General features: G+C 72.0%; 25 protein-coding genes. 4 read left to right on the top strand and 21 right to left on the bottom strand.

All coding sequences use genetic code 11. The features are described from left to right. Positions 1-45 precede the first annotated feature (45 nt). Positions 46-1,482, top strand: a complete 1,437-nt coding sequence (locus JOD66_RS06220) for a WS/DGAT/MGAT family O-acyltransferase (RefSeq protein WP_307823340.1) — start codon at positions 46-48, stop codon at positions 1,480-1,482. Here the strand turns inward: JOD66_RS06220 and JOD66_RS06225 are convergent. After that, complete coding sequence (locus tag JOD66_RS06225; protein ID WP_204836036.1) at positions 1,475-2,659, bottom strand: site-specific DNA-methyltransferase; 1,185 nt, start codon at positions 2,657-2,659, stop codon at positions 1,475-1,477. The two genes, JOD66_RS06220 and JOD66_RS06225, sit on opposite strands and share 8 nt — an antisense overlap. A 25-nt stretch (positions 2,660-2,684) precedes the next feature. Here JOD66_RS06225 and JOD66_RS06230 point away from each other — a divergent pair, with 25 nt between their 5' ends. Then, positions 2,685-3,281 (top strand): mismatch-specific DNA-glycosylase, encoded by a 597-nt coding sequence (locus tag JOD66_RS06230; protein WP_204836037.1) that lies wholly within the window; start codon positions 2,685-2,687, stop codon positions 3,279-3,281. Here the strand turns inward: JOD66_RS06230 and JOD66_RS06235 are convergent. The 17 genes from JOD66_RS06235 to JOD66_RS06320 all read right to left on the bottom strand — a co-directional run bounded on the left by JOD66_RS06235 (position 3,274) and on the right by JOD66_RS06320 (position 20,252). Further along, positions 3,274-3,909 (bottom strand): class I SAM-dependent methyltransferase, encoded by a 636-nt coding sequence (locus JOD66_RS06235; protein ID WP_204836038.1) that lies wholly within the window; start codon positions 3,907-3,909, stop codon positions 3,274-3,276. The two genes, JOD66_RS06230 and JOD66_RS06235, sit on opposite strands and share 8 nt — an antisense overlap. 61 nt (positions 3,910-3,970) lie before the next feature. Further along, positions 3,971-4,474, bottom strand: coding sequence for a hypothetical protein (locus tag JOD66_RS06240; RefSeq protein ID WP_204836039.1), 504 nt, complete (start codon positions 4,472-4,474; stop codon positions 3,971-3,973). Continuing rightward, a complete protein-coding gene (locus tag JOD66_RS06245) occupies positions 4,471-5,034 on the bottom strand; it encodes a hypothetical protein (RefSeq protein ID WP_204836040.1) in 564 nt (187 codons plus the stop codon). Before JOD66_RS06245 ends, JOD66_RS06240 begins: the two co-directional genes overlap by 4 nt. A 2-nt stretch (positions 5,035-5,036) precedes the next feature. Further along, entirely contained in the window at positions 5,037-6,206 is a 1,170-nt protein-coding gene (locus JOD66_RS06250) for an MlaD family protein (protein WP_204836041.1), read from the bottom strand. Between the two features lies 1 nt (position 6,207). After that, positions 6,208-7,572: an MCE family protein gene (locus tag JOD66_RS28955; RefSeq protein WP_204836042.1), complete on the bottom strand. Its 1,365-nt coding sequence runs from the start codon at positions 7,570-7,572 to the stop codon at positions 6,208-6,210. A gap of 1 nt (position 7,573) precedes the next feature. Next, positions 7,574-8,605, bottom strand: a complete 1,032-nt coding sequence (locus JOD66_RS06260; RefSeq protein WP_204836043.1) for an MCE family protein — start codon at positions 8,603-8,605, stop codon at positions 7,574-7,576. After that, complete coding sequence (locus JOD66_RS06265) at positions 8,602-9,627, bottom strand: MCE family protein (RefSeq protein WP_204836044.1); 1,026 nt, start codon at positions 9,625-9,627, stop codon at positions 8,602-8,604. The genes JOD66_RS06260 and JOD66_RS06265 overlap by 4 nt, the downstream gene beginning before the upstream one ends. Continuing rightward, entirely contained in the window at positions 9,627-10,655 is a 1,029-nt protein-coding gene (locus tag JOD66_RS06270; RefSeq protein ID WP_204836045.1) for an MCE family protein, read from the bottom strand. The genes JOD66_RS06265 and JOD66_RS06270 overlap by 1 nt, the downstream gene beginning before the upstream one ends. Further along, positions 10,652-11,947, bottom strand: a complete 1,296-nt coding sequence (locus JOD66_RS06275; RefSeq protein ID WP_204836046.1) for an MCE family protein — start codon at positions 11,945-11,947, stop codon at positions 10,652-10,654. The genes JOD66_RS06270 and JOD66_RS06275 overlap by 4 nt, the downstream gene beginning before the upstream one ends. After that, positions 11,944-12,816 carry an MlaE family ABC transporter permease gene (locus JOD66_RS06280; RefSeq protein ID WP_204836047.1) on the bottom strand — a complete coding sequence of 291 codons (873 nt, stop codon included), beginning with the start codon at positions 12,814-12,816 and terminating at the stop codon, positions 11,944-11,946. The genes JOD66_RS06275 and JOD66_RS06280 overlap by 4 nt, the downstream gene beginning before the upstream one ends. A gap of 1 nt (position 12,817) precedes the next feature. Beyond that, positions 12,818-14,587 (bottom strand): ABC transporter permease, encoded by a 1,770-nt coding sequence (locus tag JOD66_RS29765; RefSeq protein WP_443678746.1) that lies wholly within the window; start codon positions 14,585-14,587, stop codon positions 12,818-12,820. Between the two features lie 39 nt (positions 14,588-14,626). Continuing rightward, the gene (locus JOD66_RS06295; RefSeq protein ID WP_204836048.1) at positions 14,627-15,685 is read right to left on the bottom strand and encodes a lysozyme family protein; all 1,059 of its coding nucleotides are present in this window, start codon (positions 15,683-15,685) and stop codon (positions 14,627-14,629) included. A 297-nt stretch (positions 15,686-15,982) separates the two neighbouring features. Further along, positions 15,983-16,804: a hypothetical protein gene (locus JOD66_RS06300; protein ID WP_204836049.1), complete on the bottom strand. Its 822-nt coding sequence runs from the start codon at positions 16,802-16,804 to the stop codon at positions 15,983-15,985. Between the two features lie 100 nt (positions 16,805-16,904). Further along, entirely contained in the window at positions 16,905-17,720 is an 816-nt protein-coding gene (locus JOD66_RS06305) for a hypothetical protein (protein WP_204836050.1), read from the bottom strand. Between the two features lie 360 nt (positions 17,721-18,080). Then, positions 18,081-18,701, bottom strand: a complete 621-nt coding sequence (locus tag JOD66_RS06310; protein ID WP_204836051.1) for a hypothetical protein — start codon at positions 18,699-18,701, stop codon at positions 18,081-18,083. 59 nt (positions 18,702-18,760) lie between these two features. Next, the gene (locus tag JOD66_RS06315) at positions 18,761-19,453 is read right to left on the bottom strand and encodes a hypothetical protein (RefSeq protein ID WP_204836052.1); all 693 of its coding nucleotides are present in this window, start codon (positions 19,451-19,453) and stop codon (positions 18,761-18,763) included. A gap of 103 nt (positions 19,454-19,556) precedes the next feature. Then, positions 19,557-20,252, bottom strand: coding sequence for a hypothetical protein (locus JOD66_RS06320; RefSeq protein WP_204836053.1), 696 nt, complete (start codon positions 20,250-20,252; stop codon positions 19,557-19,559). A gap of 425 nt (positions 20,253-20,677) precedes the next feature. On the opposite strand from JOD66_RS06320, the gene JOD66_RS29390 reads away from it, so the two are divergent. Together JOD66_RS29390 and JOD66_RS06330 are read left to right on the top strand one after the other, a co-directional pair. After that, positions 20,678-21,889, top strand: a complete 1,212-nt coding sequence (locus tag JOD66_RS29390; RefSeq protein ID WP_204836054.1) for a PucR family transcriptional regulator — start codon at positions 20,678-20,680, stop codon at positions 21,887-21,889. 163 nt (positions 21,890-22,052) lie between these two features. After that, entirely contained in the window at positions 22,053-22,862 is an 810-nt protein-coding gene (locus JOD66_RS06330) for an HAD family hydrolase (RefSeq protein WP_204836055.1), read from the top strand. A gap of 12 nt (positions 22,863-22,874) precedes the next feature. On the opposite strand, the gene JOD66_RS28965 is transcribed toward JOD66_RS06330, so the two are convergent. The 3 genes from JOD66_RS28965 to JOD66_RS06345 form a co-directional block, all read right to left on the bottom strand. Further along, on the bottom strand, positions 22,875-23,405 hold the full coding sequence (locus JOD66_RS28965; protein WP_275579799.1) for a helix-turn-helix domain-containing protein: 531 nt from the start codon (positions 23,403-23,405) through the stop codon (positions 22,875-22,877). 99 nt (positions 23,406-23,504) lie between these two features. Next, on the bottom strand, positions 23,505-24,053 hold the full coding sequence (locus JOD66_RS06340) for a hemerythrin domain-containing protein (RefSeq protein ID WP_204836057.1): 549 nt from the start codon (positions 24,051-24,053) through the stop codon (positions 23,505-23,507). Next, complete coding sequence (locus JOD66_RS06345; RefSeq protein WP_204836058.1) at positions 24,050-25,744, bottom strand: NAD(P)/FAD-dependent oxidoreductase; 1,695 nt, start codon at positions 25,742-25,744, stop codon at positions 24,050-24,052. Before JOD66_RS06345 ends, JOD66_RS06340 begins: the two co-directional genes overlap by 4 nt. Positions 25,745-25,792: the final 48 nt, after the last annotated feature.

The raw sequence follows: 25,792 nt of genomic DNA on the forward strand, positions 1-25,792 counted from the left end.
CGAAGCGCAAGGATCGGGGGCCACTGCGACGAAAGGGGCTGCTCCGTGGTCTCCGTTCCCGGCAACCGGTTGATCGATCCCACCTCCGCGGCGTTCCTGCTCGCGGAGAACCGCAACATGCCGATGCACGTCGGCGGGCTCCAGCTCTTCGAGCCGCCGGCGGACGCGGGACCGGACTACGTACGCCAGATGTTCGAGTCGATGCGCGACACCGAGCGGATCGCACCCCTGTTCCTCAAGCATCCGTACCGCTCGGTCAAGACCGGCGGCACCCTGGTCTGGCGCGACGACGAGCAGTTCGACATCGAGCACCACGTGCGGCACAGCGCGCTCCCCCAGCCCGGCCGGGTGCGGGAGCTGCTCGAGCTGGTCGGCCGGCTGCACTCCACCCGGCTCGCCTGGGAGCGACCGCTGTGGGAGACCCATGTCATCGAGGGCCTCGCCGACGGCCGGGTCGCGATGTACACCAAGCTGCACCACGCCCTCGTCGACGGCATCTCCGCGATGCGGCTGATGGCGAGCGTGCTCTCCTCCGACGCCGAGCGCCGGGCGATGCCCGCGCCCTTCGCCGAGGGCGCCGCCCGCCGCCGGGAGCCGGAGCCGCCGGCGGCCGCGCTGCAGACCGCGGCGCGCACCCTCGCCGACTTGCCCGGCGACGCGGTCCGCACCGCCCTCTCGCTCAGCGCCGACGCCGCCGGGATGCCGCTCGCCCTCGTCAAGACGCTGCGCAAGGGGCTCAAGAACGAGACGTCCGCGGTGTCCCTCGCCGCGCCGCGCACCATCTTCAACCAGTCGATCACCGGCGCCCGCCGCTTCGCCGCGCAGGACTGGCCGGTGGAGCGGATCCGCGGCGTCGGCAAGGCCACCGGTACGACGATCAACGACGTCGTGCTCGCCATGTGCAGCGGCGCGATGCGGACCTATCTCACCGAGCTCGACGCACTGCCCGAGCAGTCGATGGTCTCCATGGTCCCCGTCGGGCTCAAGGGCCGCCCGGCCGGCACGCCCTCGGCCGACGGCGGCAACGCGATCGGCTCGGTGATGGTCCGCCTGGCCACCGACAAGGCCGACCCGGCCGACCGGCTGCGCACCATCAGCCAGTCGATGAAGGACGGCAAGGAGGCGCTGTCGTCGATGACGCCGAACCAGATCGTGGCGATGAGCGCGATCGGCATGGCGCCCTCGATCGTGGTGCCGATGCTGAAGATGCAGGGCATCGTGCGCCCGCCCTACAACCTGATCATCAGCAACGTCCCCGGACCACGGGTCCCCCACTACTGGAACGGCGCGCAGCTGGTCGGCAACTACCCCGTCTCGATCCCGATCAACGGGATGGCGCTCAACATCACCTGCACCTCCTACGCCGGCAACATGGGCTTCGGCCTCACCGGCTGCCGGCGCACCGTCCCCCACCTGCAGCGACTGCTCACCTTCCTCGACGACGAGCTCGCCGCGCTGGAGAAGGCCGCCGGGGTCAGCTGAGGTCGGCGAACCCGCCGCCGACCCGCTCGGCGACCGCCCGCAGCCGCGTCCGGGTGATCGAGGAGACCGTCGGGTGGCCGGCCCGCTCGGCGTTCGAGCCCGGCCGGGTGGGCTCGGCGGAGTTCACCGACAGGCAGGTGCGCCGGCCGCCGTCGGCCGCGTTGGCGAGCGCGACGGCGTGGCCCGTCGTACCGCTGCCGGCGAAGTAGTCGAGCACCCGCGCGTCGTCGGGCATGGTGCCGAGGACGCGGAGCAGCAGGCCGGTCGGCTTGGGCGACTCGAAGACGTGGCCGACCAGGGCCTTGAGCTCGGCGACGGCGGTGTCGGTGGAGCCGACCTCCTCGGCGAGCCAGATGGTCGGCAGCTTCTTGCGGCGTCCGCCCACCGGGTGGCGCCAGTCGCGCTGGTAGACGTCGACCCGCTCCCCCCGGGTGCCGCGCACCAGCCGGCACTCCAGGTCGTCGGGCCGCTCGTCGATCCGGGGCCGGGACCAGCGCCACACGGCCGGCGTGCCGTCACCGAAGACCGGCTTGATCTCGACCGCGCCCGGGAACGGCCGGGTCGCCACCCGCCCCGACACCGGGTCGCCCCAAACCGCGAAGTGCAGGGTCGGCGTGGAGAGCGGGTTGAACTTCTTGTTGGTGTTGCGCAGCGGCAGCCGGCGGTAGCGACGGCCGTCGGGCGCCTCGAGCGGGAAGTCGGACTCGACCACCGTCGCCTCCGAGCTCGCGTCGAGCACGCACCGGGCGGCGTCCTTGGCATAGACCAGCAGGTACTCATGGGAGGTCGCGAAGCCCTTCCCGAGCTGGCGGCCCTTCGGGTTGAGGTTGACCACGATCTGGGCGAGGAAGTTCGCCTCGCCGTAGACCTCGTCGAGGAGCAGCCGCAGGTGGGCGACCTCATGGTCGTCGATGCTCACGAACAGCGCGCCGGTCGACGCGAGGACCCGCCGGCCCGCCTCGAGCCGCGGGCGGAGGTAGGCCACCCACGCGGCATGACGGCCGGCCGGACCCGCGCCGCGCGCCCCCCTGAAGTCGTCGTGGTAGGCGAAGTCGTTGCCGGTGTTGTAGGGCGGGTCCAGGTAGATCAGGTCGAAGGACTCGTCGGGCAGCGCGGCGAGGACGTCGAGGTTGTCGCCCTCGACGAAGGTGTTCCACGGTGCCGGCTCCTGGGCCACGGGCTCATCGTGACAGGCTCGGGGCGTGGCGCGCCGTACCTTCACCCGAGCCGAGCTCGAGTCCTACCGCGACGCGGTGGTCCCCGACCTGCTGCCGAACGCACCGGGCCACGAGCTCAAGCTGCTCTTCGTCGGCATCAACCCGGGCCTGTGGACCGCCGCGACGCAGACCCACTTCGCCCACCCCGGCAACCGCTTCTATCCCGCGCTGCTGCTCGGCGGCGTGATCACCGAGCCGATCGACCCCGCCGACGGGATGAGCGACGCCGAGCGGACCATGATGCGCGAGCGCGGCATCGGGATCAGCAATGTCGTCCATCGCGCCACCGCCAAGGCGTCCGAGCTCTCCGCCGAGGAGCTGCGGGCCGGCGGCGAGCAGCTGGTCGCACTGGTGGCGCGGGAACGGCCGCGCGTGGTCGCGATCGCCGGGATCACGGCGTACCGCACCGCGTTCGGGCTGCCGAAGGCGGTCCCCGGGCGGCAGCCCGAGACGATCGACGACCTGTGGTCCGGCGCCGAGCTGTGGGTGGTGCCGAACCCGAGCGGGCTCAATGCCCACGAGACCGTCGCCTCGCTCGCGGCGGCCTACCGCGAGGTCGCCGTGGCGGCCGGCGTCATCTGACCGCGACGCCGACCACCATCGGCGTGACCCGCGCCGGCGGGCCCGGCATCCGGAGACGCTCGACCTCGGTGACCCGGAACGCCGAACTCTCCAGCAGGCCGAGGAAGTCACGGTTGAGGTGGCAGCCGTCGGCGATGAGTGACTGCAGCGGCGTCGCCACCTCGTGCAGCACCCGGAGCAGGCCGGTGCCACGCACGTGCTCGTGGAACAGGAAGCTCCCGCCCGGCCTGACCACCCGGGCCAGCTCGGCGAGCGCGGCCTCCGGACGGTCCAGCGAGCAGAACACCAGTGACGCGCTGACCGTGTCGAAGGACGCATCCGCGAACGGCAGGTCGTAGGCGTCGCCGTCGACGATCTCCCAGGCCCGCGCCCGGATGTCGGCGGTACGACGCTGCAGCCGCCGGCGCAAACCCGGGTTGGGCTCGACCATCACCAGCTCGGTGACCGCCGCCGGGTAGTGCGGCACCGAGAACCCGTTGCCGGTGCCGAGGTCGAGCACCCGGCCCCGGGCGGCCGCGAGGTGGCGCGCGCGGATCTCGGCCTGGCCGGCGTCCTCGGCACGCTGCATCAGGTCGGGATACCAGCGCGCGAAGCGGCGCTGGGCGCGGGTTCCGGCACCGTCGGTCATGGCGGCGACCCTACCCAGGACGCCGGCTCACGGGGAGGCTCGCGGTCACGGACGCCCGAGGTCACAGCGGATCGATGCCGGAGATCCGCCACGTGCTGCCCGTCTTGGTGGCACGAACCACGAGCTGGGCGGCCGAGACCGCCGACTCCTCGTCGGTGGCCCGCTGCGAGGCCTGGTCGAGGAAGACCAGGAGCCGGGCCGTGCGGGCGGTCAGCTCCTCGACCGCCGCGACCTGCACCTGCGCGGTGAGCACCAGCTGCTGGCCCGGAGCCTTGTCCTGCAGGGCCGCGAACAGCAGGTCGTACTGCCGACGGGCCTCGCCCTCGAGCAGGTCGTCGGCGGCCTGCTGGGTCGGCCCCGGGTCGCTGTAGTCGTAGCTGAACACCCGGACCAGCGCCGAGGCCACCGCGGACTGCACCGCGGTGGTCGCGGCGGCGTCGACGACGGCGTGGTTGGCGACATGGTCGGTGTCGCGGGCCACGCCGGCCCGCCAGAAGGCGACGGCGGCCGCCGCGAGGAGGAGCACGGTCAGGACCAGGGCGACATGCCTGCGGACGGCGCTCACTTGATCTCCACCGCGACCTGGTCGAGGCCCTCGAGCAGCCACCGGTCTCCGACCTTGACCAGGTCGGCGGCGAACCGGTTGCGCTTCACGCTGGGTGCGGCCGCCGCGTCGGCGTCGTCGCGGACGGTGACCTCGACCGACGCCACCACGGTGGCGGTGCTCGCGGTGAGGTCGAGGACGGCCGCGTCGACGACCCGGCCGGTGGAGACCATCTGCTGCTCGGCCATCAGCTGCCGGGTCTCGGCGTCGGTGGCCGCGATCTGGTCCTTGAGGGTGCCGGTCGTGACGTCCTGCCACTTCTCCAGGCCACCGTCGACATCATCGTGATCGAGGGTGTTCATGGTCTCGATGTGGCTGCGCGCGGTGATCAGCACCGCGTCGCGCAGCGCCGCCCGGCGCACGGCGGCCGCGTCGTGGTCGCCGGCCCGCTGCCAGGTGACCAGGCCGGCCGCGAGCGCGACGCCCGCGAGCACCAGCAGACCCAGCTCGATCGCCCTGGTCGCGGACCGCTCCGGGCTCGCGGCCACGGACTCCTGTTCGTTCTCGGTCTGGTCCGTCACGCTCACCGCCCTCCCAGCAGGTCGTCGAGGTCCTCGACGACGTCGGCCGGACGCGGGGCGGCCCCGCCGTCGGCACCGCCCGCGACCGCCTGCGGGCCGCGCACGTTGCCCTCGCCGCGCGGGGCGGTGCAGCCCGCCCGGCGGTTGAGCGGCGGCCCGTCGGACGCGTCGGTGCCGCGGCGCAGCGCCGTGCCGGCGTACCCGGTGGTGCACGGCAGCGGGTTGAAGAAGGTCGGCACCATGCCGAGGTTGATGCCACGGGCGCTGGTGGTCGCCCAGCCGATGCTGACCGCCTCGGGGAACCGGATCAACGCGTCGCGCATGCCGGTCGCGTTGGCGCCGAAGACGGTCGCGGTGGAGACCAGGTTGTCCATCAGGTTCGACAGCGGCTGTCCGACGTCACGCAGCAGCAGACTCAGCTCACGCGCCGCCCCCGGCGTCGCCGCGATCAGGGTCCGCAGCTGGCTGTCGGATCCGGCCAACGCCTGGGCGAACCGGGCCAGGTCCGCGCTGTAGGCGCCGATCGCGGTGCTGGCGTCCTCCTGGGTGGCCAGCACCCGGTCGGAGTTGCGGATCAGGGAGGCACTGGCCAGGAAGTTGTCGTCGGCCGCCTTCTGGAAGTCCTGCGAGGTCCGCAACAGCCGACCGAAGTCCTCACTGGTGCCCTGCGCGAGCAGATAGGTCTCGTCGATGACCGTGTTCAGCGCCTCCGACGGGATCGACGCGACCAGGTCGCGCCCGGACCGCAGCACCTCGGAGAGGTCGGGGGGAAGCGCATCGCGCCCGGCCGCCAGGTGGTCGCCGTCGGCCAGCAGATGGGTCGAGGTGGCGCCCTCGAGATCGAGGTACTGCTCGCCGATCGAGGACCGGTTGCGCACCCAGGCCGTGGCGTCGGCCGGGATGGCGGGTGCGCCGGGCCGGATCTCGGCACTCACCTCGACCCCGGCGTCCGTCGGCTCCATCGCCGTGACCTTGCCGACCTGGACGCCTCGGTAGGTGACCTCGGAGTGGACGAACAGGCCCCCGGCCTCCGGCAGCGACACGGTGACCCGGTAGCCGTCCGAGAAGGGGGTGAAGCCGGCGTACGTCGCACCCAGGTAGCTGGTGCCGAGCAGGGCGACCACCACGAACAGGCCGAGCTTGACGTGGACTCCGCGGGTGAGCTGCTGCACGTCACTCGCCTCCTTCGCTGGTGGCCGCGCCGCTCGGCGTGCCGTCGGTGGTGCCCTTCGGGCTGGTGGGGGCGCCGGTGGGGGTTCCGGCAGCCGGTCCGCTCGGGGACCCGCTCGGGCTCCCGCTCGAGGACCCGCTCGGGGACCCGCTCGCCGAGCCGGCCGAGGACGGGGTGCTCGGCAGGATCGACGGGCCCGGCACCGTGGGCGTGCCCGTGACGGGGTTCGCGCTGTCGGTGGACGGCAGCATGGTCGGCGGCGGCTCCTTGGGCAGGGAGGTGTCCCTGGAGCGCGCCGCCGACCCGCCACCTGCCGTGGCCCGGGGCCACGGGCAGCCAATCTCCGCGCATCCCCCAGGCAGAGTGCGGAAATTGGTGGTCATGAAGACGTTGAGGTAGTCGCCGCGGATCGCGTCGAGCACCGAGTCGGGGAAGGGATAGGTCAACAGGATCTCGAGCGAGTGCGGCAGGTCCGAACCGGCCTTCGCCAGCTCCGAGAGGATCGGGTCGAGCGCTCGCAGGTCGCGAACCATGTCCTGCTGCGAGGCGTTGAGCGTGCGGACGGTGACCTTGGACAGCCGGTCGAGCGAGGTCAGCATCCTGGTCAGCTGGGGACGCTGCTCGACCAGCACCTTCAGGCCCGGCGACAGCTCGTCGAGGACGCTCGCGATCCGGTCCCGGTCGTCGTCGAGCGTGGTCGAGAGCCGCGCCAGGCCGTCGATCGCGCCGGTGATGGCGTCCTTGCGCCGGTCGAGGACCCCGACGAACCTGTCGAGCTGTTCCAGGAAGGCCCGCACCTCGGCCGTCCGGCCGGCGCCGACCTGCTGGAGCTCACGGGAGATCTCCTGGAACTGTCCGATCCCACCGCCGTTGAGCACCAGCGACAGGGCACCGAGCACCTGTTCGGCGGTGGCGGCCGCGCCGGTGTCGGCGGTCGTGAGCACCGCATGGTCGGCGAGCCGTCCCGGGGCCGGCATGTTCTCGCCGCCGCCCTCGGGACGCACCAGCGCGACGTACTTCTCCCCCAGCAGCGAGGTCTGCTGCAGGCGGGCGGTCGTGGCCGCCGGGAGGTCGACGTCGCGGCGCACCTTCAAGGTGACCCTGGCGGTGCGCCCGTCGGCGCCGAGCGCGATGTCGGTGACCCGGCCGACGGTGACGTTGTCGACCCTCACGCTGGACTGCGGCACCAGGTCGAGCACGTCGGCGAAGTCCGCGCTCACCGTGATCGGGTCGGGTCCGAGATCGGCGCCGCCGGGCAGCGGCGCGTCGTAGACACCACCGCCGAGGACACCACAGCCGGTGAGGGCGCCGAGACCGAGACCGAGGAGCCCGGCCCGGACGGCCGCCGTACGACGAGGGATACGCACCTCACTCACCTCCGTCCAGGCCCGGGAGCAACAGCGGCGGCGCGTCGTCGGAGGTGCGCGCGGACTTGCCGTCGCCGCTCCACAGCGTGAGCTCGTTGAGGTTGCCGCGACCCTGCAGCGTGTTGGAGGCGCCGTCATAGGTGTTGAGCAGGTTCTGCAGCGCCAGGGGGATGGTGCGCACGGCCTCGGCGAGCGAGCGACGCTGGTTGACGAGCACGCGGGTCGGGCCGCGCAGCCCGTCGACACTGCGCTTGAGCGCGCCGCGGTTCTCCTTCACGAAGCCCTCGAGCAGGGCGAGGGCCTTGCCGAGCTCGGTGATCGACGACGTGAGGTTCTCGCGGTCCTCGGAGAGGTACTGCGCCACGACGGCGAGCTGCTGGTTGGCGCCGGCCACCCCCTGGTCGTGCTCGAGCAGGGTCTGGTTGAGGGTGTCGAGGTTGGTGATGGTCGCGAAGAAGTCGTCGTCGACCCCGGAGACCGTGGCGGAGGCCTTCGAGAAGTCACGCAGCATGGTGTTGATCGACGCCCCCTGCCCGTCGAGGTTCTCGGCGATCGCCTCGAGGAGCGCGGTGAGGGCGCCGTCGCGGTTGGCGCCCTGGGGGCCGAGCGCGTCGCCCATCTCGGCGATGCTGCGGTACATCTCGTCGATCTCGACCGGCACCGCCGTCTCGCTGATCCGGGCTCCGTCACGCAGGGCGGGGCCACGGACCCAGGGCCGGGTGAGCTGGACGTAGCGGTCGCTGACGAGGGTCGGCGCGACGATGACGGCACCGGTGCCGGGCGCGGCCTTGCGTCCCTCGTCGAGGCGCATCGTGACCCGCACCTTCCCGCCGACCGGCAGCACCTTGGTGACGGTGCCGACGGGGACCCCGAGCACCTGGACGTCGGAGCCCGGGTAGAGCCCGACCGCCGAGGCGAAGTCGGCACTCAGCTCGGTGCCGGGACGCAGCAGCCGCACTCCCACGACGGCGGTGGCGGCGAGGAGCACCAGGCCGGCGGTGATCGCCGCCCAGCGCAGGGTCGGGGACTTCATGAGGCACCTCCGGGGCGGCAGTCGCGGACCACGTCGTTGTCGAGCACGGGCTTGGCGTTCGCGTCGAACAGCCCGCAGATGTAGGAGTCGACCCAGCGGCCGTTGCCCAACGCGGCGGTCAGCATCCGGTAGTAGGGACCGAGCACCTCGAGCGCCTGGCTGAGGTGCTGCTGGTTGCGGCGGAGCATCGCCGCGACCCGGTCGAGCTTGTCGAGCGCGGGCTTGAGCTGCTTCTGGTTGTCGCGGACGACGCCCGCGAGCTCGCGGGCCAGGGTCGTCGTCGAGCGCAGCATCTGCCGGATCGACTCACGACGACTCGCCAGCTCGGTGAGCAGCAGGTTGCCGTCGTCGACGAGATTGCCGATCTCGACCGTGCGCGACGCGAGGCTGCCGCTGACACCCGACGTGGCCTGGAACAGCCGGGCCAGGTCCTCGTCGCGACTGGCGATGGTGCGCGAGAGCCGGGTGAGCCCGTCGACCATGCCCCGCACCGAGGCGGGGGTCTCGGCGAAGACCCCGGCCAGGGTGGTCATGCTCTCCTCCAGCTGGACGGTGTCGATCTCGCCGATCGTCGAGGACAGATCGGAGAAGGCCGCATTGACGTCGTACGGCGTGGTGGTGCGCTCGAGCGGGATCGGCCCCTCGAGCGCGGTCGCGCCGAGCGGGTCGACCGCGAGGTACTTCTGGCCGAGCAGCGTCTTGATCCTCACCGCCGCCGTCGACTCGCTTCCGATCTCGACGCCCTTGGCCCGGAAGCCGACCAGCACCTTGTCGCCGACCAAGTCGACCTCGGTCACCTTGCCGACCTTCACCCCGGCGACCCGGACCTCGTCGCCGGCCCGCAGCCCCGCCGCCTCGGCGAGATAGGCCTCGTGACGGGCCCCGCCGCCGACGACGGGCAGCTCGTCGGCGTAGAACGTCGCGAAGAAGGCGGCGACCAGGCCCGCGATGCCGATCAGGGCGATCACCACCCGGTTGCGCTCCGCGAAGGCGGTCGGGAACCGCCGCTTCGTGCGTGCCATCAGCGGCACCTCCCCGCGATCGGCTGGACGCCGAGATCGCCGTAGTAGCCCTCGGGCTGGGGAATCCGGCCCTGGATCGAGCAGACGTAGAAGTTGACCCAGGAGCCGTAGCTGGCCAGCCGGGCGATCCGCTCCAGCTTGGTCGGCAGCGTCGCCAGGGCCTTGTCGATCACGTCCTCGTTGTTGGCGAGGATCCCCGACAGGTCGCCGAGCGCCTTGATGGAGCGCTTCAGCGGCGCCCGCCCTTCCTCGAGCAGCCCGGCCACGCTCTCGGACAGGTCGCCCATCCCGTCGATGGTCGAGCCGATGGTCACCCGGTCCGCGGCGAGCCCGCTGACCAGCTGCTGGAGCGTGACCAGCGTGGTGTCCAGCTGGTCGGACCGCTCCTCGACGACGCCGAGCACCGACGACAGGTTGGTGATCAGCTGGCCGATCACCTGGTCGCGGTCGGCGAGGGTGGAGGTGAGGCTCGCGGTGCTCTTCAACAAGCCCTGCACCGTCGGTCCCTCGCCCTGGAACACCGCGATCACCTGAGCGCTCAGGTTGTTGACGTCCTCCGGGTCCAGCAGCCGGAACAGTGGCTGGAAGCCGTTGAAGAGCACGGTCAGGTCGAGCGCCGGCTGGGTCTCGTCGAGCCCGAACACATGGCCCGGCTCGAGTCGTCGGCCGGTCACGTCGCCGGGCTCGAGGGCGACGTACCGCTGACCGACGAGGTTGCGGAAGCGCAGCAGCGCCCGCGCCCCGTCGCCGAGGGGCGCGTCGTCGGCCACGGTGAAGGTGACCCGGGCGAGCCGGCCGTCGGTGACCTCGACCCGGCGGACGGTGCCGACCTTGACGCCGGCCATCCGCACGTCGTCGCCCTTGTTGAGGCTGGTGGCGTCGTCGAACACGGCGACGTACTCGCCGCTCGGTCCGGAGGTTCCGTTGCGGATCGTGGCCGCGAGCGCGAGCGTCGCCAGGACGGTGACGACGGCGAAGACCAGCGACTTGGTCAGGGTGGTGGCCAGACCGCGATGACGGCTGCTCATCGGACCTCCACCTCCGCGCCCCGCAGCAGCGGCCCCACGAGCAGGCTGCCCCAGGCCGGGTACGCGGCCGGGCTGACCCCGGCCTCCGGCGCCATCAGCTCGGCGATCAGCCGGTTCTCCGCGGGCGAGTTCGCCTCGCCCAGGCCCGCCGCCTCGGCGAACAGCCGCTGCACGCGGTCGCTCGGGGGTGGTGGGATCCGCTCGGGCCCGTCGCCGGTCTCGCGCGAGCCGACCGGCTTCACGCTGCCGTCCTGGTAGGGACAGCGCGGCGTGCCCTTGGTGCGGTAGGTCGGGTCGTCCTTGCCGACGACATAGCGTCCGCGGTCGGGGGTCACGTTGAGCACGACGTGGATCCCCGGCTCGGCGGTGCCCTTGCCGAGGGTCTTGTCCATCACCGGGACGAACGCACGCAGCGCCCGGAACAGGCACGGGAACTGCACGGCGTACGGCGCCACCGCCTCCAGCGCCTTGCGACTCTCCTGGGACAGCTTGATCACGGTGCCGGAGTTGGCGACCAGCCAGCCGTTGGCGTCGTCGGCGGCCACGATCACCGAGGCGAACAGCCGGGTGGTCGCGGTGCGCTCGGCGACGATGCTGCGCGAGGTGGTCGTCATGCTGTCGAGGGCGTCGACGAGGTCGGGCGCGGCGGAGGCGTAGGTCTGGGCGACCCGGCCGAACGCCGCGAGGTCGTCGGCCATCTGCGGCGTGAGCGGGTTGAGCTTCTCGAGATACCGGCCCCACGCCACGACGGTGTCGCCCAGCGCGCCACCCTGGCCGCGCAGCATCAGCGCCAGCTCGCCCAGGGTCGCGGAGAGCTTCTCGGGCTGGATCGCCCGCAGCACGGGCAGCAGCTGGTCGAACAGCTCCTCCAGCTCGACCGCCGACGCCGACGCGTCCTGGCGGATCGTGTCGCCCGGCTCGAGCGTCGCGCCGCCGGTGTCGGGCCGGACCAGGGCGACGTACCGCTCACCGAAGAGGGTCTTCGGCAGCAGCCGCGCCGTGGTGTCGGTCGGCAGGTCGTCGAGCACGTCGGGCTCCAGCGCCAGGGTGAGCGTCGCCCCGCCGCTGCGGGGCTCGACGGCGGTCACCTTCCCGACCGGCACTCCGTTCAGCTTCACGTCCGATCCCTTCTGCAGTGCGTTTCCGAGCGCACCGGTCGTCAGCGTGAGGGCGCTGCGGTCGACGAAGACCTGGTTGTAGCCCAGCCAGGTGCCCGCCCCCAGAGCGAGCACCAGGCCGCCGTACCCGAGCCCCAGCAGGAGGTCTCGGACCCGGCCCCACCCGGCGCTCATCCGGCGATCCTGACGGTCGTGGTGGTGCCCCACATCGCCATCGACAGCGCGAGGTCGAGGACGGCGACGACCACGAGGGTGCGGCGCACGGAGTGGCCCACGGCCATGCCGACGCCGGCCGGTCCACCGCGGGCGAAGAAGCCCAGCCGACAGTGGATGAGGATGATCAGCACCGCGAAGACGAGCACCTTGCCGAAGCTCAGCACGATGTCGACCGGTGGCAGGAACAGCTGGAAGTAGTGGTCGTAGGTGCCGGCCGACTGGCCGCGCAGCTGAACGGTCACCAGCCGGCTACCGGCGTACGACGTCAGCAGGCCGATGACGTAGAGCGGGATGATCGCGATGAACCCGGCCACGACCCGCGTCGAGACGAGGAAGGGCACGGCGTCCAGCCCGATCACCTTGACCGCGTCGATCTCCTCGCTGATCCGCATCGCGCCGAGCTGGGCGGTGAAGCCGGCGCCGACGGTGGCGGACATGGCGAGCGCGGCGACCAGCGGCGCGATCTCGCGGGTGTTGAAGTAGGCGGAGATGAAGCCGTTGAGGGTGCTGGTGCCGATCTGGTCGAGCGCGGCATAGCCCTGAAGCCCCACGACGGTGCCGACGAACAGGCTCATGCCCGTCATCACGCCGACGGTGCCGCCGATGACGGCCAGCGCGCCGGTGCCGAAGGAGACCTCCGACAGGATCCGCCACACCTCCTTTGGGTAGAGCCGGAGCGCCGCCGGGATACCGGCGAGGACCCGGCCGTAGAACCGGAGGTTGCGGCCGGCCTGTGCGACCCGGTCGAGGCGGCGGTCCCACCAGGGGCGGCGTGCGACGGGAGTCGGCGGCCGCCCACCCCTCGCCGGACGTGTCGAGACCGTCATCTCAGGCTCCCTTCCCGGGCACCAGCTCGAGGTAGAGCGTGGTGACGACGAAGTTGACGAAGAACAGCAGCAGGAAGGTGACGACCACCGACTGGTTGACCGACTCCCCCACGCCCTTGGGCCCCGGCCGCGTGTGGAGCCCGCGGTAGGCCGCCACGACACCGGCCAGGAAGCCGAAGACGATCGCCTTGAGCTCACCGACAACGAGGTCCGGGATCTGCGCGAGGGCGGTGAAGCTGGCGAGGTAGGCGCCCGGCGTACCGCCTTGGACGATGACGTTGAAGAAGTAGCCCCCGAGGACGCCCACCACCGAGACCAGCCCGTTGAGCAGCACCGCGGCGATCACGCAGGCGAGCACGCGCGGGACGACCAGGCGCTGGACCGGGTCGACGCCGATCACCCGCATCGCGTCGATCTCGTCGCGGATGGTGCGGGAGCCGAGGTCCGCGCAGATGGCGGCGCCACCGGCGCCCGCGATGACCAGGGTGGTCACGATCGGCGCCGCCTGCTGGACGACGGCGAGGACCGAGGCCGCGCCGGTGAAGGACTGCGCACCGACCTGCACCGTCAGGGTCCCGAGCTGGAGCGCGATCACCGCGCCGAACGGGATCGCGATGAGCATCGCCGGGATCCACGACACGCTGGTCACGAACCAGAACTGGTCGAGCGCCTCCCGCGCCGCGAACGGCCGGCGGAACGCCGCCCGGAGGGTGTCGAGCCCGAGCGCGAAGAACGCTCCGGTCTGGTCGAGGGCGCGGGAGAGCGGGTCGGGGCGGACGACGGCCGGGGGTCGGTCCGCCTCCTCGTCGTCGGCGACGTACAGCCGCGCGTCGCCGCCGGCCACCCGGCGAGCGTGCCGCTCGGTCGCCGGACGCGACATGCCGCTCGCCGGCAGCAGCTGGCGCGGCAGCACCTCGATCGCCCGCGCGCCGGCGCGCACCATGGTGGGAGCCCCGCCGGGGACCGGGTAGCCGAACTCGTCGAGCTGCGGCGCGTTGATCGAGTGGTCGACCTCCTCGCTCATCCCGATCGGTCCCACCGGATCCCCCGCCATGAACTGCGACACCACGGGGTGGTCGGTGAGCAGGAACTGCTCACGCGGGCCGTACATCACCAGCCGGCGTCGGTAGAGCATCCCCAGGTTGTCGGGCAGGGTGCGGGCCAGCTCGATGTTGTGGGTGACGACGAGCATGGTGGCGTCCGTGGCGGCGTTGACGTCGAGCAGCAGCTGGGCGAGGTTCGCGGTCCGGACCGGGTCGAGACCGGAGTCCGGCTCGTCGCACAGGATGATCTCGGGCTCCGTCACCAGCGAGCGGGCCAGGCCGGCCCGCTTGCGCATGCCGCCCGAGATCTCACCGGGGAGCTTGTGCTCCTGGCCGAGCAGACCCACCAAGTCGAGCTTCTCCATCGCGATCTCCCGCACCTGCGTCTCGTTCTTGCGGGTGTGGGCGCGCAGGGGGAACGCGACGTTGTCGTAGACGCTCATCGACCCGAACAGAGCACCGTCCTGAAAGAGCACGCCGAACCTCTTGCGCAGCTCCAGCCGGAGCGACTCCTTGGCCGTCACCATGTCGACCTCGTTGACCAGGCAGCGCCCGGCCTCCGGCTTGAGCAGGCCCATCAGGGACTTGAGGAAGACCGACTTCCCCGTTCCGGACGGGCCCAGCAACGCCGTGATCTCCCCCGGCTCGAGGGTGAGCGTGACGTCGCTCCAGATGTTCTGGGAACCGAAGCTCTTGGTGAGTCCGGTGACCTCAACGGTGCCGCCCATGGCGGGCCTCCTGCCTGTCGGTGCGCGGTGCGCGGGGAGTCATGACTGCTCGGGGATGGTCGGGGTGGTGGGATCGGTCGGTTCTTCCGTGACTTCGTCGCCGGGCGTCGGCGTCGGCGTCGGCGTGGGTGTCGCTGTGGGTGTCGCTGTGGGTGTCGGCGTCGGTGCCGGCGTCGGTGCCGGCGTCGGCGTCGGCGTGGGGCTCGTCGTGGGCACGGGGGTCGCCGTGGGATGCGGCGTGCCGGCCGACGCGGTGGCGGCGAGCTCGTCGATGGGGTCGCGCAGTCGCGCCGACTCGCACGCGCAGTCCTCGGGCAGCACCGGCAGTGGGGATGGGATCGGGACCACCGGAACCTCGGTGGACTGCCGCTCATAGCGCCGGGCGATCCGCAGCACGGTGCGGACGAACCCGGGTGCCGGGTGGTACGCCGCCAGCGCGGCCCGCAGTCCGCGCGGGGTGCTCAGGTCTTGGCCCGCGCACAGCTGGACGGCGGCGGCCAGCGCCGCATCGTCGATGTCGCGCGGGTCGCGGATCCCGTCGGCGTCGGCGTCGACCGCGACCCGGGTCCACGTGGTCGGCAGCAGCCCCATCGGGCCGACCGGCGCGTCCCACCGCGGATCCCCGTCCAAGGCGCCGCCGTCGGTGTCCGCGACCTGGCCGCGCCCACCCCGGCTGTCGAGCGACTTCCCGACCGCCGGGCCACGAGCGTGAGCGGACTCGACCCGGCCGATCGCCGCCAGCACCGTCCAGTCCAGTCCGCAGTCGTCCGCGGCCTCGAGGACGGCCGCCGCCCGCTGGTAGGCGGCGAGCGCTTCGGGCGGCACGGAGCCGAGCGGCCCCGGGTAGGCGCCCGGCCGCCCGGCCCGGGCACGTCGTACGGCAGAGGGGGTGGGCGGCACCACGACCGCCGCCCGCGCCTGCTCCGCCGCGATCGCCGGGCCCGTCGACGCCGGAGCCGTCGCGCGCGGCGCCGGCCGGCTCGCCGGCCGCTGCTCGGCCGGCAGCACGAACGAACCGATCACGCCGACGACGATGCCGACGACGACGAGCAGCCCGATGGCCGCGACGATCGCGGCCCGAACCCGGTGCGGTGCCATCCTTCTCTTCCCCCGTCCTCGGGGGCGATGTCGCTCTGCGGGCCCCCGTGTGGCTGGGCCAAGTCAAGGTCCGTGGTGGGGCTTTGCCCAGTCCCCATGGGCGATCTGGTCGCGATTCGGCGAGATGTTGTCATCGGCATGACAAGAAAACCGCGACGCAGCGGGCGGAAGGAGCCGAATCGGCCGTGCACAACGCAGTGGGCCTCGGATTCGAGACCTCAGCGCCGGGTGACCGGCTCCGATTTTGTCATCGCCATGACAAATCACCGGTCCCGGCGCCCGATGGAAAGGGCACTCTCAGGACGGGCAGCGGGAGACGTCGGCGGTACGCAGCTCCAGGCCCAGGGGCGGCCGGACCGGCCCGCTGCCCTCGGCCAGACAACTGGTCCGGCCGTGGACCAACGCTGAGCGGACGTAGCGGATCGACCGGTCCCGGTGGCGCATCACCGTCGTCCACACCTCGTCGGCCTGCAGGACGTAGCCGACCTCGTACTGCGTCGCCGGCGCCTGCGGATCGGCCGTGCCCGGGGCTTCCTCGGTCAGGATCTCGATCCGTTCGACCGGCAGGAACGGGCGCGCGACGGCGTCCAAGGTCGCCCTGTCCTTCAAGGTCGGCTGAGCCAAGGCGACGAACACGGCGACCGCAGCCATGACCGCCATCAGACCCCAGCTCTCATCGTCGCGGTCCACCCGCTCGGACGCCCACTGGCCGATCGCCCACCCCGCGACGACCACGAGCCCGATCCCCCACCACGGCACCTGCTGGCCCTCGTCGACCACGAGCGCGCCGAGCAGGAGGCACAGCAGAGACTTGCCGTACCTGACCAGGGTCTGCTCAGCGTCACGGTCCGCCACCGCCACCGCGCCCCAGCAGGCGTACCACCAGGCTCCGAGCGTCAACAGCACCGGAGCCAGGTTGAGCATCACACCGGTGAGCAGGGTCAGTGGCGGGGTGGTGCGCAGCAACGCCAACGCCGTCGCAGGCTGGTAGTGCGCGACCACGAAAGTGTCGGCCACCACCAGGGCGGTCGCCAGCAACAGGCTCTTGTTGACCAGCGAGCCGCGCAGCGCCGTGGCGATGCGGTGCAATGCGGCGAGCTGCCGGTCCGCCGTCGTCATCGTGGATTTCGTTCAGCGGATGGGCGCAATCGCGTGGAGACCGGGTGCTCCGCGGGGTCGCGCACGACTCCGCGGAGCACCCGCCTGGGTGGGTGAGGGCTCACGGCCGCGGGCCGTCGGGCAACGGCAGGTCGGGCGGGATGGCGTAGACCCGGGGGTTGAAGTCACCCAGCCACTGGTTGCCGCCCCACTGCAGGCAGTTCGCCTCGACCGGGTCGCTCTGGCCCGGGGCAGGGGGAAGCTGATAAGCGTAGTCCGGCCCCGGAGTGAAGCACGATGGAGAGCCGACCCGGATCCTCACCGGGTTGTCCTCGCCGGAGACCATCGCGGTGAGCAACGGGGCAATGTCGTCACCGGTCGTCGTCCGGCACTCCCCGAAGGGCGGAATCGCGACCACTCCGTTGAAGATCCCGCCCATGATCGCCTGAAAGCCTCCTGCTCCCGGGTCGTAGTTGGCGAAGTCGCCGCCACCCTCGGTCGATACGTACAGGGCGTCGGAGACGGCCTGCAGCCGCGCGCGAGGAGCCGCGCAACGGCCGAGGTTGACAGGGACGCCGTCGACCTTGACGTCTCGGAGATGGACGTCGAGCGTGCCCTCGAGCGGCGCAGGGTCGTACCGGGTTCGAGCGTTCTCAGGCTCCCTGTTGGTGACGGCGGAGAAGTGAAGACCGACCAGCTCACCGTCGTCATCGACGGTCTGGGAGAGCTGCAGCGTCGCCTCGACGGGGATCGCGCCGAACGCGATCGTCCGCACCTGGATCGGAGGCGACCAGCCGTAGTCCTGCGCGGATCCCCGGGGCGAGACGAAGAAGGCGCGGCCGTCGGCGGGAAAGCTGGAGAAGGACGAACCCGTTGGCGAGTCGGGATCCGGCAGCGCGCCGTAGATGACGTTGACCGCGAGCGCGGAGGTCGGCACTCGAGCCCACTGCCGGGACCGGACCGATCCAGCAATGCCCGTCTGGGCCACACCCGTCCAAGCGGCCACGGAGCCGCAGGAGTAGTCGCCGTCCCCGCTGTACCAGTGCGGGACCCGGTCGGGGTCACAGCCGAACCTCGGCAGGCCGGGCCAGGGAGGGTTGGGCGGTTCGGCGTGCGCCGGCGCGGCCGGGGTCCGTAGGAGGACTACGAGCAGCACCACGGCGAGCCCGGCCACCCACCGATGGGCGCCGCGGGAACGCGGTCGGATCATTGCTGGCTGCCTTTCTGTGACAGGCCGATCGGTCGGGTCCGGCGAACCGGCCAGGAACCGACGGGTCCCCGGCCGGTCGCCGAGGTCCTAGACGTAGCGGCCGTTGGTGACGCGGAGGTCGATGGTGTTGTTGGACCCCGGCACGACGGAGTTGATCAGCCAGGTGTTGAGGCCGCAGTTCTGGAACTGCCCGATCGAGTAGGAGCCGGTCAGGCGGCCACCGGCAAGGAGGTCGAACGACTCACCGGCCGGCGTGCCGACGGGAATGGTCACCGGGCTGACGGTGCGGCAGTTGGCGCCGGTGAAGGTCGGGAAGCCCGCGATCCGGATGTTGGACAGGCGGACGTAGTAGCGAGCGGTGCCCGACACGACCAGGTTGCTCGACGCGTCCACGTCGAGGCGCCCTGAGATCCGGCCGACGGGAAGGAAGTCGACGCGCGCGGTGACCGGCACGAAGCCGGCCAGCGCGAACCGGGTGTCGGTGCCGGGCAGCGGGAGCGTCGCGGTGAAGTCACCGGTCTCGATGTCGAGGTCGGTGTGCAGGGTGGTGGGCCCGAGGCGGACATCGGCGTTGGGCCGGCCGATGTGGCTGGTGCCGGCGGCGTCGTGCTCGATGCCGACGATGGTGGCCGCTTGCGCGGTGGCCGGGTTGAGCATGAGCAGGGCGAGGGCGCCGAGTGCGGCGAGCAGGCGGTGGAGAGTGGTCATCTTCGTTCCTTCGATGGTGTGCGAGCGGTCCAGGAGCTGGGCCCGCTCGGGATGGGCGGTCACGGCTGGCTGATGACGTTGATGGGGCCGTCGGTGGAGGTGACCTGATAGGTCGCGGAGACGTTCACCGGGTCCCCGTTGGAGATCTGCCCGATGCAGCCGATGGCGTTGTGGACCACCAGGGCGGTGGCGCTGTAGCCCGTCTGATTGACGACGAGATACTGGTTCGTCTCGTCCAAGGTCGTACTGACCTTGCCCGGCACGTCGCCCGGCGTGGCCGCCGCGGTAGACCGACCGCCGAGGTCGAACGTACAGCCCGGGTTGGCCACATGGATGCGGGCTCCGTCGAGGTGTCCCCTCACGTTGTCTTCCTGCGCCCCGCTCACCGCGCCCGAATCACCGTGGAACAGCCATGGTGTCGCGATCTGGGTATGGGGCGTCGTTCCGAAGAACGACGTGCAGGTCCGCCAAGAGATGCTGTCGACGGTGACGATGTCGACGACCCCGGGCCCTGACGCTGCGGAGCCCGTCGCGCTCGATGATGCGCAGTTCCACGCGACGACGGCACCCGTCGCCACATGGCGCACGCTGAACGTGACAGCGCCGACGGACGTGGCGGTCCAGGGGTGGCTGGTGCTGGCCGCGGTGCTGCCGCCCACCGCCACCGTGGAAGGCGTGCCGGCGGCGAAGCCGGGGGCCGCAGCCAGTGCGACTCCGGCGACCGCTGTGGCCGCGACGAGGAGCTTCTTCATGCGGAGCCTCTCACTCTGCCTGTCGGGCTGGACGGGTTCGGGCGGCCGATGACCGCCGGGCCGCCGGTGGGCGCCGTCCCGGGAACGGCACCCACCGGGTGGATCACGGCTGGCTGACGACGTTGATCGGCCCGTCGGTCGAGGTGACCTGGTAGGTGCCGGAGAAGTTGGCCGGATCGCCGGCGGAGATCTGCCCGATGCAGCCGATCACGTTGTAGACCACGAGGTTCGTGGGGCTGTAGCCCGTCTGGTTGACGACGATGCGCTGGTTGGCCTCGTCGAAGGTGGCGTTGGCCCTCCCGGGCACGTCGCCCGGAGTGGCCGTCGCGGTGGACCGGCCGCCGACGTCGAAGGTGCAGCCCGGGTTGGCGACGTGCGCCCGGATGTTGTGGATGTGCCCCGCGACGTTGTCGGTCTGAGCCGAGGTGACGGCCGACGTGTCGCCGTGGACCTGCCAGGGCGTGCTGGTCTGGGTCACCGCCATGTTGCCGGCGAAGGACGTGCAGCTGGTCCAGGTCGTGTTGTCGATGTTGGCGATGTCGACCACACCGGAGCCCGAGCTGGCCCGCCCGCTGGCGCTGGCGGACGTGCAGCTCATGTTCACGATGGCGCCCGTCGCCACGTGGCGCACGCTGAAGTTGATGGCGCCGACGGACGTGGCGGTCCAGGGGTGGCTGGTGCTGGGCGCGGTGCTGCCACCCACCGCAACTGTGTAGGGCATTCCGGTGGCGAGCGCGGGGGCCGCGGCCAGCGCGACCCCCGCGACCGCTCCGCCGACTGCGAGGAGCTTCTTCTTCATGATGAGACCTCCGACTTCCTGGGTTCGGTAGTTCCTGTGCCGTCCTCGTTCCAGCGGAGTTGCTGACGAGTGGCGGTCACTGCCGGACATTCACGACCCCGGCCCAGGTCCGCACAAGACACCGACGGCAAGAAGGCCCCCGAACGGCCATATCCTGTGACGCGCATGACAACTTTCCGGCCTGTCGACCGGTCGGATCGTCGCTGAGAGCCCCGTCACACCGTCGAAGGCACAGGGGTCCGTCCGTCGAGGCGCGGATTTTGTCACCCGGATGACAAAAGATCGCCTGACTGCGAACAGGTCGCCGCACGGTGGTGGCTCTGCCGTCCGTGGTGCGCAAGGGTCGGGCGGGGGCCACCCGGCAGCGGAACCGTCACGCGCGCCGGGTGGTCGAGGAGGAGGCGCCCCGTGCGGAGCAGCGAGCAGTGACCGAGACGCATGCGTCGTGGGCGTTGCCCGGGGTGGCGCGCTGGATGATCAGCAGTCTCGAGACCCAGCTGCCGACGGTGACGGAGCGGATCGCGGGGCTGGTCAGTGACGGGGCGGGCGGTCAGCGCGGGCGGCTGGTCCGGCAGGCGGTGCAGCAGGCGCTGCGGCTCTTCGTCGACCAGGTGCTCGACCGGCCGACCAGCACCATCGTGGTCGACGACCTGTTCCGCAAGCTCGGCTACCGCCAGGCCGCACGAGGACGCGACCGGGAGGCGATCGACCACGCGATGCAGGTCGCGGCCGCCGAGATCTCCGACGAGCTGCGGGTCCGGGCGGCCGAGAACGGGCTGTCCGCCGACGCCCTCAACGCGCTGAACGACGCGGTCAGCAGCTTCCTCGACTACCTGGCCAGGCAGGCCCAGCACGGCTTCGACGCCGGCCTCGCGGAGCGCGCCCAGGACGTCGGCATCGCCCGGACCCAGCTGATCGAGGCCCTGCTCGCCGCCGTGGATCCGGCCGACGCGCAGGGACGGGCGACCGCGGCCCGGTGGGACATCCCGGAGCTGGTCACGGTGCTGGCCGTCGACCTCGGTCCCGACGATCACCCGCTCGACGGCGACGATCTCGGCGCCGAGGCGCTCACCGGGCAGGGCAGTCCGCAGGTGGTGCTGTGCGACAGCACCGTCGCGAACGCGGTGACCAAGCGGATCCGGGCGGCGGCGCCCGGCCGGCGGATCGCGCGCTGCTGGCCGGTCGTGGTGACCGACGTACCTGCCGCCTGGCGCTGGAGCCATCGCGCCCTCGCGCTCGTGCGGGCCCGGGTGATCCCGAAGCGGCCGGTCATCGACTGTGCGCGCTACCGCACCGAGATCTGGCTGCACGCCGAGCCGGTGATGCGTCGCCAGCTCGCTCAGGACCTGCTGCAGCCGCTGTTCGCGGAGAGCGAGAACTCGCGCGAGATCCTCTCCGAGACCCTGTTGGTCTGGCTGGAGACCCGAGAGAGCGCGCCCGCGATCGCGGCCCGGCTGGGGGTGCACCCGCAAACCGTGCGCTACCGCTGGAAGCGGATCAACGAGCTGTTCGGCGAGGTGCTGCACGATCCGGACGTGGTGACCCAGCTGCTTCTCGTGCTCAAGGCCAGCGTGCCGCTGTGGATCGCCGGCGACCAGAGCGACTTCGAGCGCTACAAGTCCACCCAGGACCCGTGATGCGTGGACTCACCGTGGCTGTCGCACTCCTGCCCGCACTCGCCGGGCTGCTGCCTCTCGCGACCTGGCTGGGGGCACGCCGCGCCCGGCGGGCCGGGATCAGCTGGCGGCGCAACGCCGTGCTCGACATCGCCCGGCGCAGCGGCGTCGTCCTCCTCGACCGGTGGGGCACCGTCACCACCGGCGAGCTCAAGGTGGCGGCGGTCACGCCCTCGACCCGGACAACGAGCGCAACCTGCGCTGGTTCGCCGGGGCGCTCGGCCATGCCGCGCAGGACCCGGTCGGTCGCGCGCTGGCGCAGCTCGCGGGGCGGGGCCGGCTCAGCGGCGTCGAGGACCACGGGTGCAACGGCATCAGTGGTTCGGTCGACCGCCACCCGGTGCACCTCGGGCCGCCCGAGTGGCTCGGCATGGCCGGGCGCGACGACCTCGGCGTCACGGTGGGCGTCAAGGTGGACGCGCGGCCGATCGGCTACATCACGGTCGGCGACGACGTGCGTGCGGATGCGCGCAGCGGCGTCGATCGGCTCCGCTCACTCGGCGTCGAGACGGTGCTGCTGTCCGACGACACCGAGCGCAACACCCGCCATCTCGCCGACGCCTGCGGCATCGCCCGATGGCACGCTGCCGTCGACGGCACGAGCCTCGCCGGCCTCGTGGCCGACTACCGCGCCCGCGCCCGCGGACGGCCGGTCGCGGTGGCGAGCCGCAACGGCGCGAGCGCCGGCGACCTGCGCATCGACGTCGAGGCCGGCGACCTCCGACTCACCGACCTCGATGTCAACCGGATCGCCGAGGCGTTCGCGATCAGTCACCGCGTCGCACGCGTACGGCGACGCACCCGCGCGCTCGGTCTCGGCGCCACCGCGCTCGGCGGCGCCGTCGCCGGGGCCGGCCTGGCGGGGCTGCCGGTCGTGGCCGCCGGCGCCCTTCTCGGCACGCTCGTCGTCCTGGCCGTGGCCGCGCGCGGCTGAGCCGGCCCCGCCTCAGTTGGCGCGCCGCACCAGCTCGGCGGCATCGACGCCCAGGGCGATGGCGAGCGCCCAGATCGTCTCGAGCGTGGGATTGGCCGGTCCGGGACGGCCGTGCTCGTCGAGCACGTTGTTGCGTGCGTGCTCGATGTTCTGCACCTGGTTGCGGCTCAGGCCGGAGGCGCCCGCCAGGTCCTCCTGGGTCATGCCACGCGTCACGCGCAGCGTCCGAACGCGGTCCCCGAACTCACGCGCGATCTCCCGCCGATCAACGGGGAGCAGGCGACCGGGCACAGGGACGAGGGTGACCCGCCGGCGCAGCCGACACCGCCCAACGGAGTGGGCATTTCGGCCGGGCCCGGCGACGCGGCGGGAGGAGAGGCCCCACGAGGGCCCCGGCGAACGGGCGCAGGCGCGCGGCACCCGGCCGCATCGCCGAGCCTCGCGGGCGGCACCCGGAGCAGTGGTCAGGTGGCGATCCAGGCACAGGTCGGCGCGGACGGGGAGCCGACGGCGGGCGGCGGCGGGTGAGCAGTCGAGGGGCATCGGTCACCTCCTGGGTCCGGCCGCGACCATCGCGGGCAGGTGGGGAGATGATGGCTTGGGGGGTCGACACAACCGGGGCGCCGGTTCCCGCCGGTCGGGTCAGGCGTCCTGCAGCAGGCCATCCCGCTGGGCGGCGGCCACGAGGCGTCGTAGGTTCTCGACCGAGCCGCAGCCCTCGTCGATGAGCTGGTTGCGTCGCTTGGCCCACTTGCCGCCGAGGTCCCAGCGCACCTTCGTCGAGACCTCGGTCCGGGCCGGCTCGAGGATGCTCAGCTCCTCCTCGGCGATGTGGTGCGCGACGAGGTTGCTCAGCTCCTCCACCGCGTCGGAGAAGGCCTGTGTCTCGGTGCCCTTGAGCTCGAGCAGCACCAGCAACGCGTCATTGCCCTCGGCGTGCTCCTCGCGCCCGTGGTGGACGTCGTGCGCATCGACGTCGGAGGCCGCCTTGCGCAGCACGGGATAGACGATCTCCTCCTCCGCCTCGCCGTGGGCGACGAGGACGTCGGCGAAGGCCCGGCGTACGGCGTCGCGGTCGGCGGTACCGAGCCGCAGCTGCGCGAGGAGGAGCTCGAAGCGTCGGTGGTCGTCGCTGATCAGGTCGATGACATCGCCCGACGCGGGGCGGCCCAGGTCGATTCCGGAGGTCATGGCGCGGGCGGTACCCGCAGCCCCTCCAGGTAACCGTGGACGAGCGACACCGCCGACGCACCCTCGCCGCTGGCCGACGCGACCCGCTTCATCGAGCCCGACCGGATGTCACCGGCGGCGAAGACTCCGGGGACGCAGGTGCCGAGGTTCTCGGGCGGGAGGCCGTCGACCCAGCACTCGGCGGGAACGTCGCGACCGGTCAGCACGAAGCCGTGCTCGTCACGGCGCACCTCGTCCGGCAGCCAGTCGCAGTGGGGGGCGGCCCCGATCAGCAGGAACAGGCCACCCGCGTCGACCCGCTCCTCCTCGCGGGTGCGGACATCGCACAGGCGCAGCCAGCCGAGCTGCCCGCTCTCGTCCGGGCCACCGTCGATGATCTCCGTGCACGGACGGACGTCGATCCGCGGGTTCCACGCGATCTCGTCGATGAGGTACGTCGACATGGTCGCGGTCAGGTCCTCGCGGCGGATCAGGATCGTCACCGACCGCGCGAACCGGGCGAGGTGGATGGCGGCCTGACCGGCGGAGTTGCCGCCGCCGACGACGTAGACGTCGCGGTCCTCCATCTCCCGGGCCGCGGTCATCGCGGCCCCGTAGTTGACGCCCGCGCCGACCAGGTCCTCCAGCGCGGCGATGCCGAGGCGGCGGTAGGCGACGCCGGCCGCGACCAGGACCGAGCGAGCGCGCACGTCTCCCCCTTCGGTGACCACGGTGTGCGGTGCGCCGTCGACGCCGGGCCGCAGCTCGACGACCGGCCACCCGGTGAAGAACCGGGCGCCGAACCGGATCGCCTGGGTGCGGGCGCGCTGGCCGAGCCGCTGGCCGGAGACGCCGCGCGGGAAGCCGAGGTAGTTGCGGATCATCGAGCTGGTGCCGGCCTGGCCGCCGATCACCTCGGACTCGATCACGACGGTGGACAGGCCCTCGGAGGCGCCGTACACAGCCGCGGCGAGGCCGGCCGGCCCGGCTCCGACGACGGCCAGGTCGACGACCGTGTCGACCTCGATGTCGGACGGACGGCCGTAGATCATCGCGCCGAGCTCGCGGGTCGAGGTCGGTGCCAGGACCGGGTAGTCGGCGAGGACCCCGGAGGTCATGTGGACGAGCGGGTACGACGGCGGGCCCTCCAGCCGGGCGAGCGCCTCCTGTCCTTGCGGACTCTCGGGCAGGTAGCTGCGGTGCGGCATCCCCTGCCGGTCGAGGAAGTCGCGGACGGCCAGCGTCAGCGGCAGTCCCTCGGGCGCGATGATCCGGACCGAGTCGACCTCGGAGGTGGCGACCGTCGCGCCCCAGTCGCTGAGCATCTCGGTCACCGCGTAGTGGAACTCCTCGTCGCGACGGCCCTGCGGGAGCACGAGGTAGGTGTCGAACTTGCCCTTCTGCAGGTAGGGCCGCAGCGTCACGCTCTCCTCGCCGAACCGGCTGATCGGGATGACCACGAGTCGGCGCGCGGTGGGGACGAACCCACGCCAGTCGTGCATCGCCACCAGCATGGTCTCGTCGGGCAGTCGCGAGTCGGTCACGATCAGCGCGACCGGCTGCCCGACGCGACGGGCCTGCTCGAGGACCGCGTTCGCCTCGGCGGCGCTGCCGGCCGCGCGCACGTCGTACTCACGCCGGTAGCGGTGGAACTGCTCGTCGAGTACGTCGAGGTGGTCGCCGGAGACCAGGAGGATGACAGGGTCGCTCACCGCCCCAGTCTGACCGCTGGGGAAAGCCCGCGGCCAGTGTCGGACCCC

This window comes from Nocardioides nitrophenolicus (genome assembly GCF_016907515.1).
Lineage (GTDB): Bacteria > Actinomycetota > Actinomycetes > Propionibacteriales > Nocardioidaceae > Nocardioides > Nocardioides nitrophenolicus.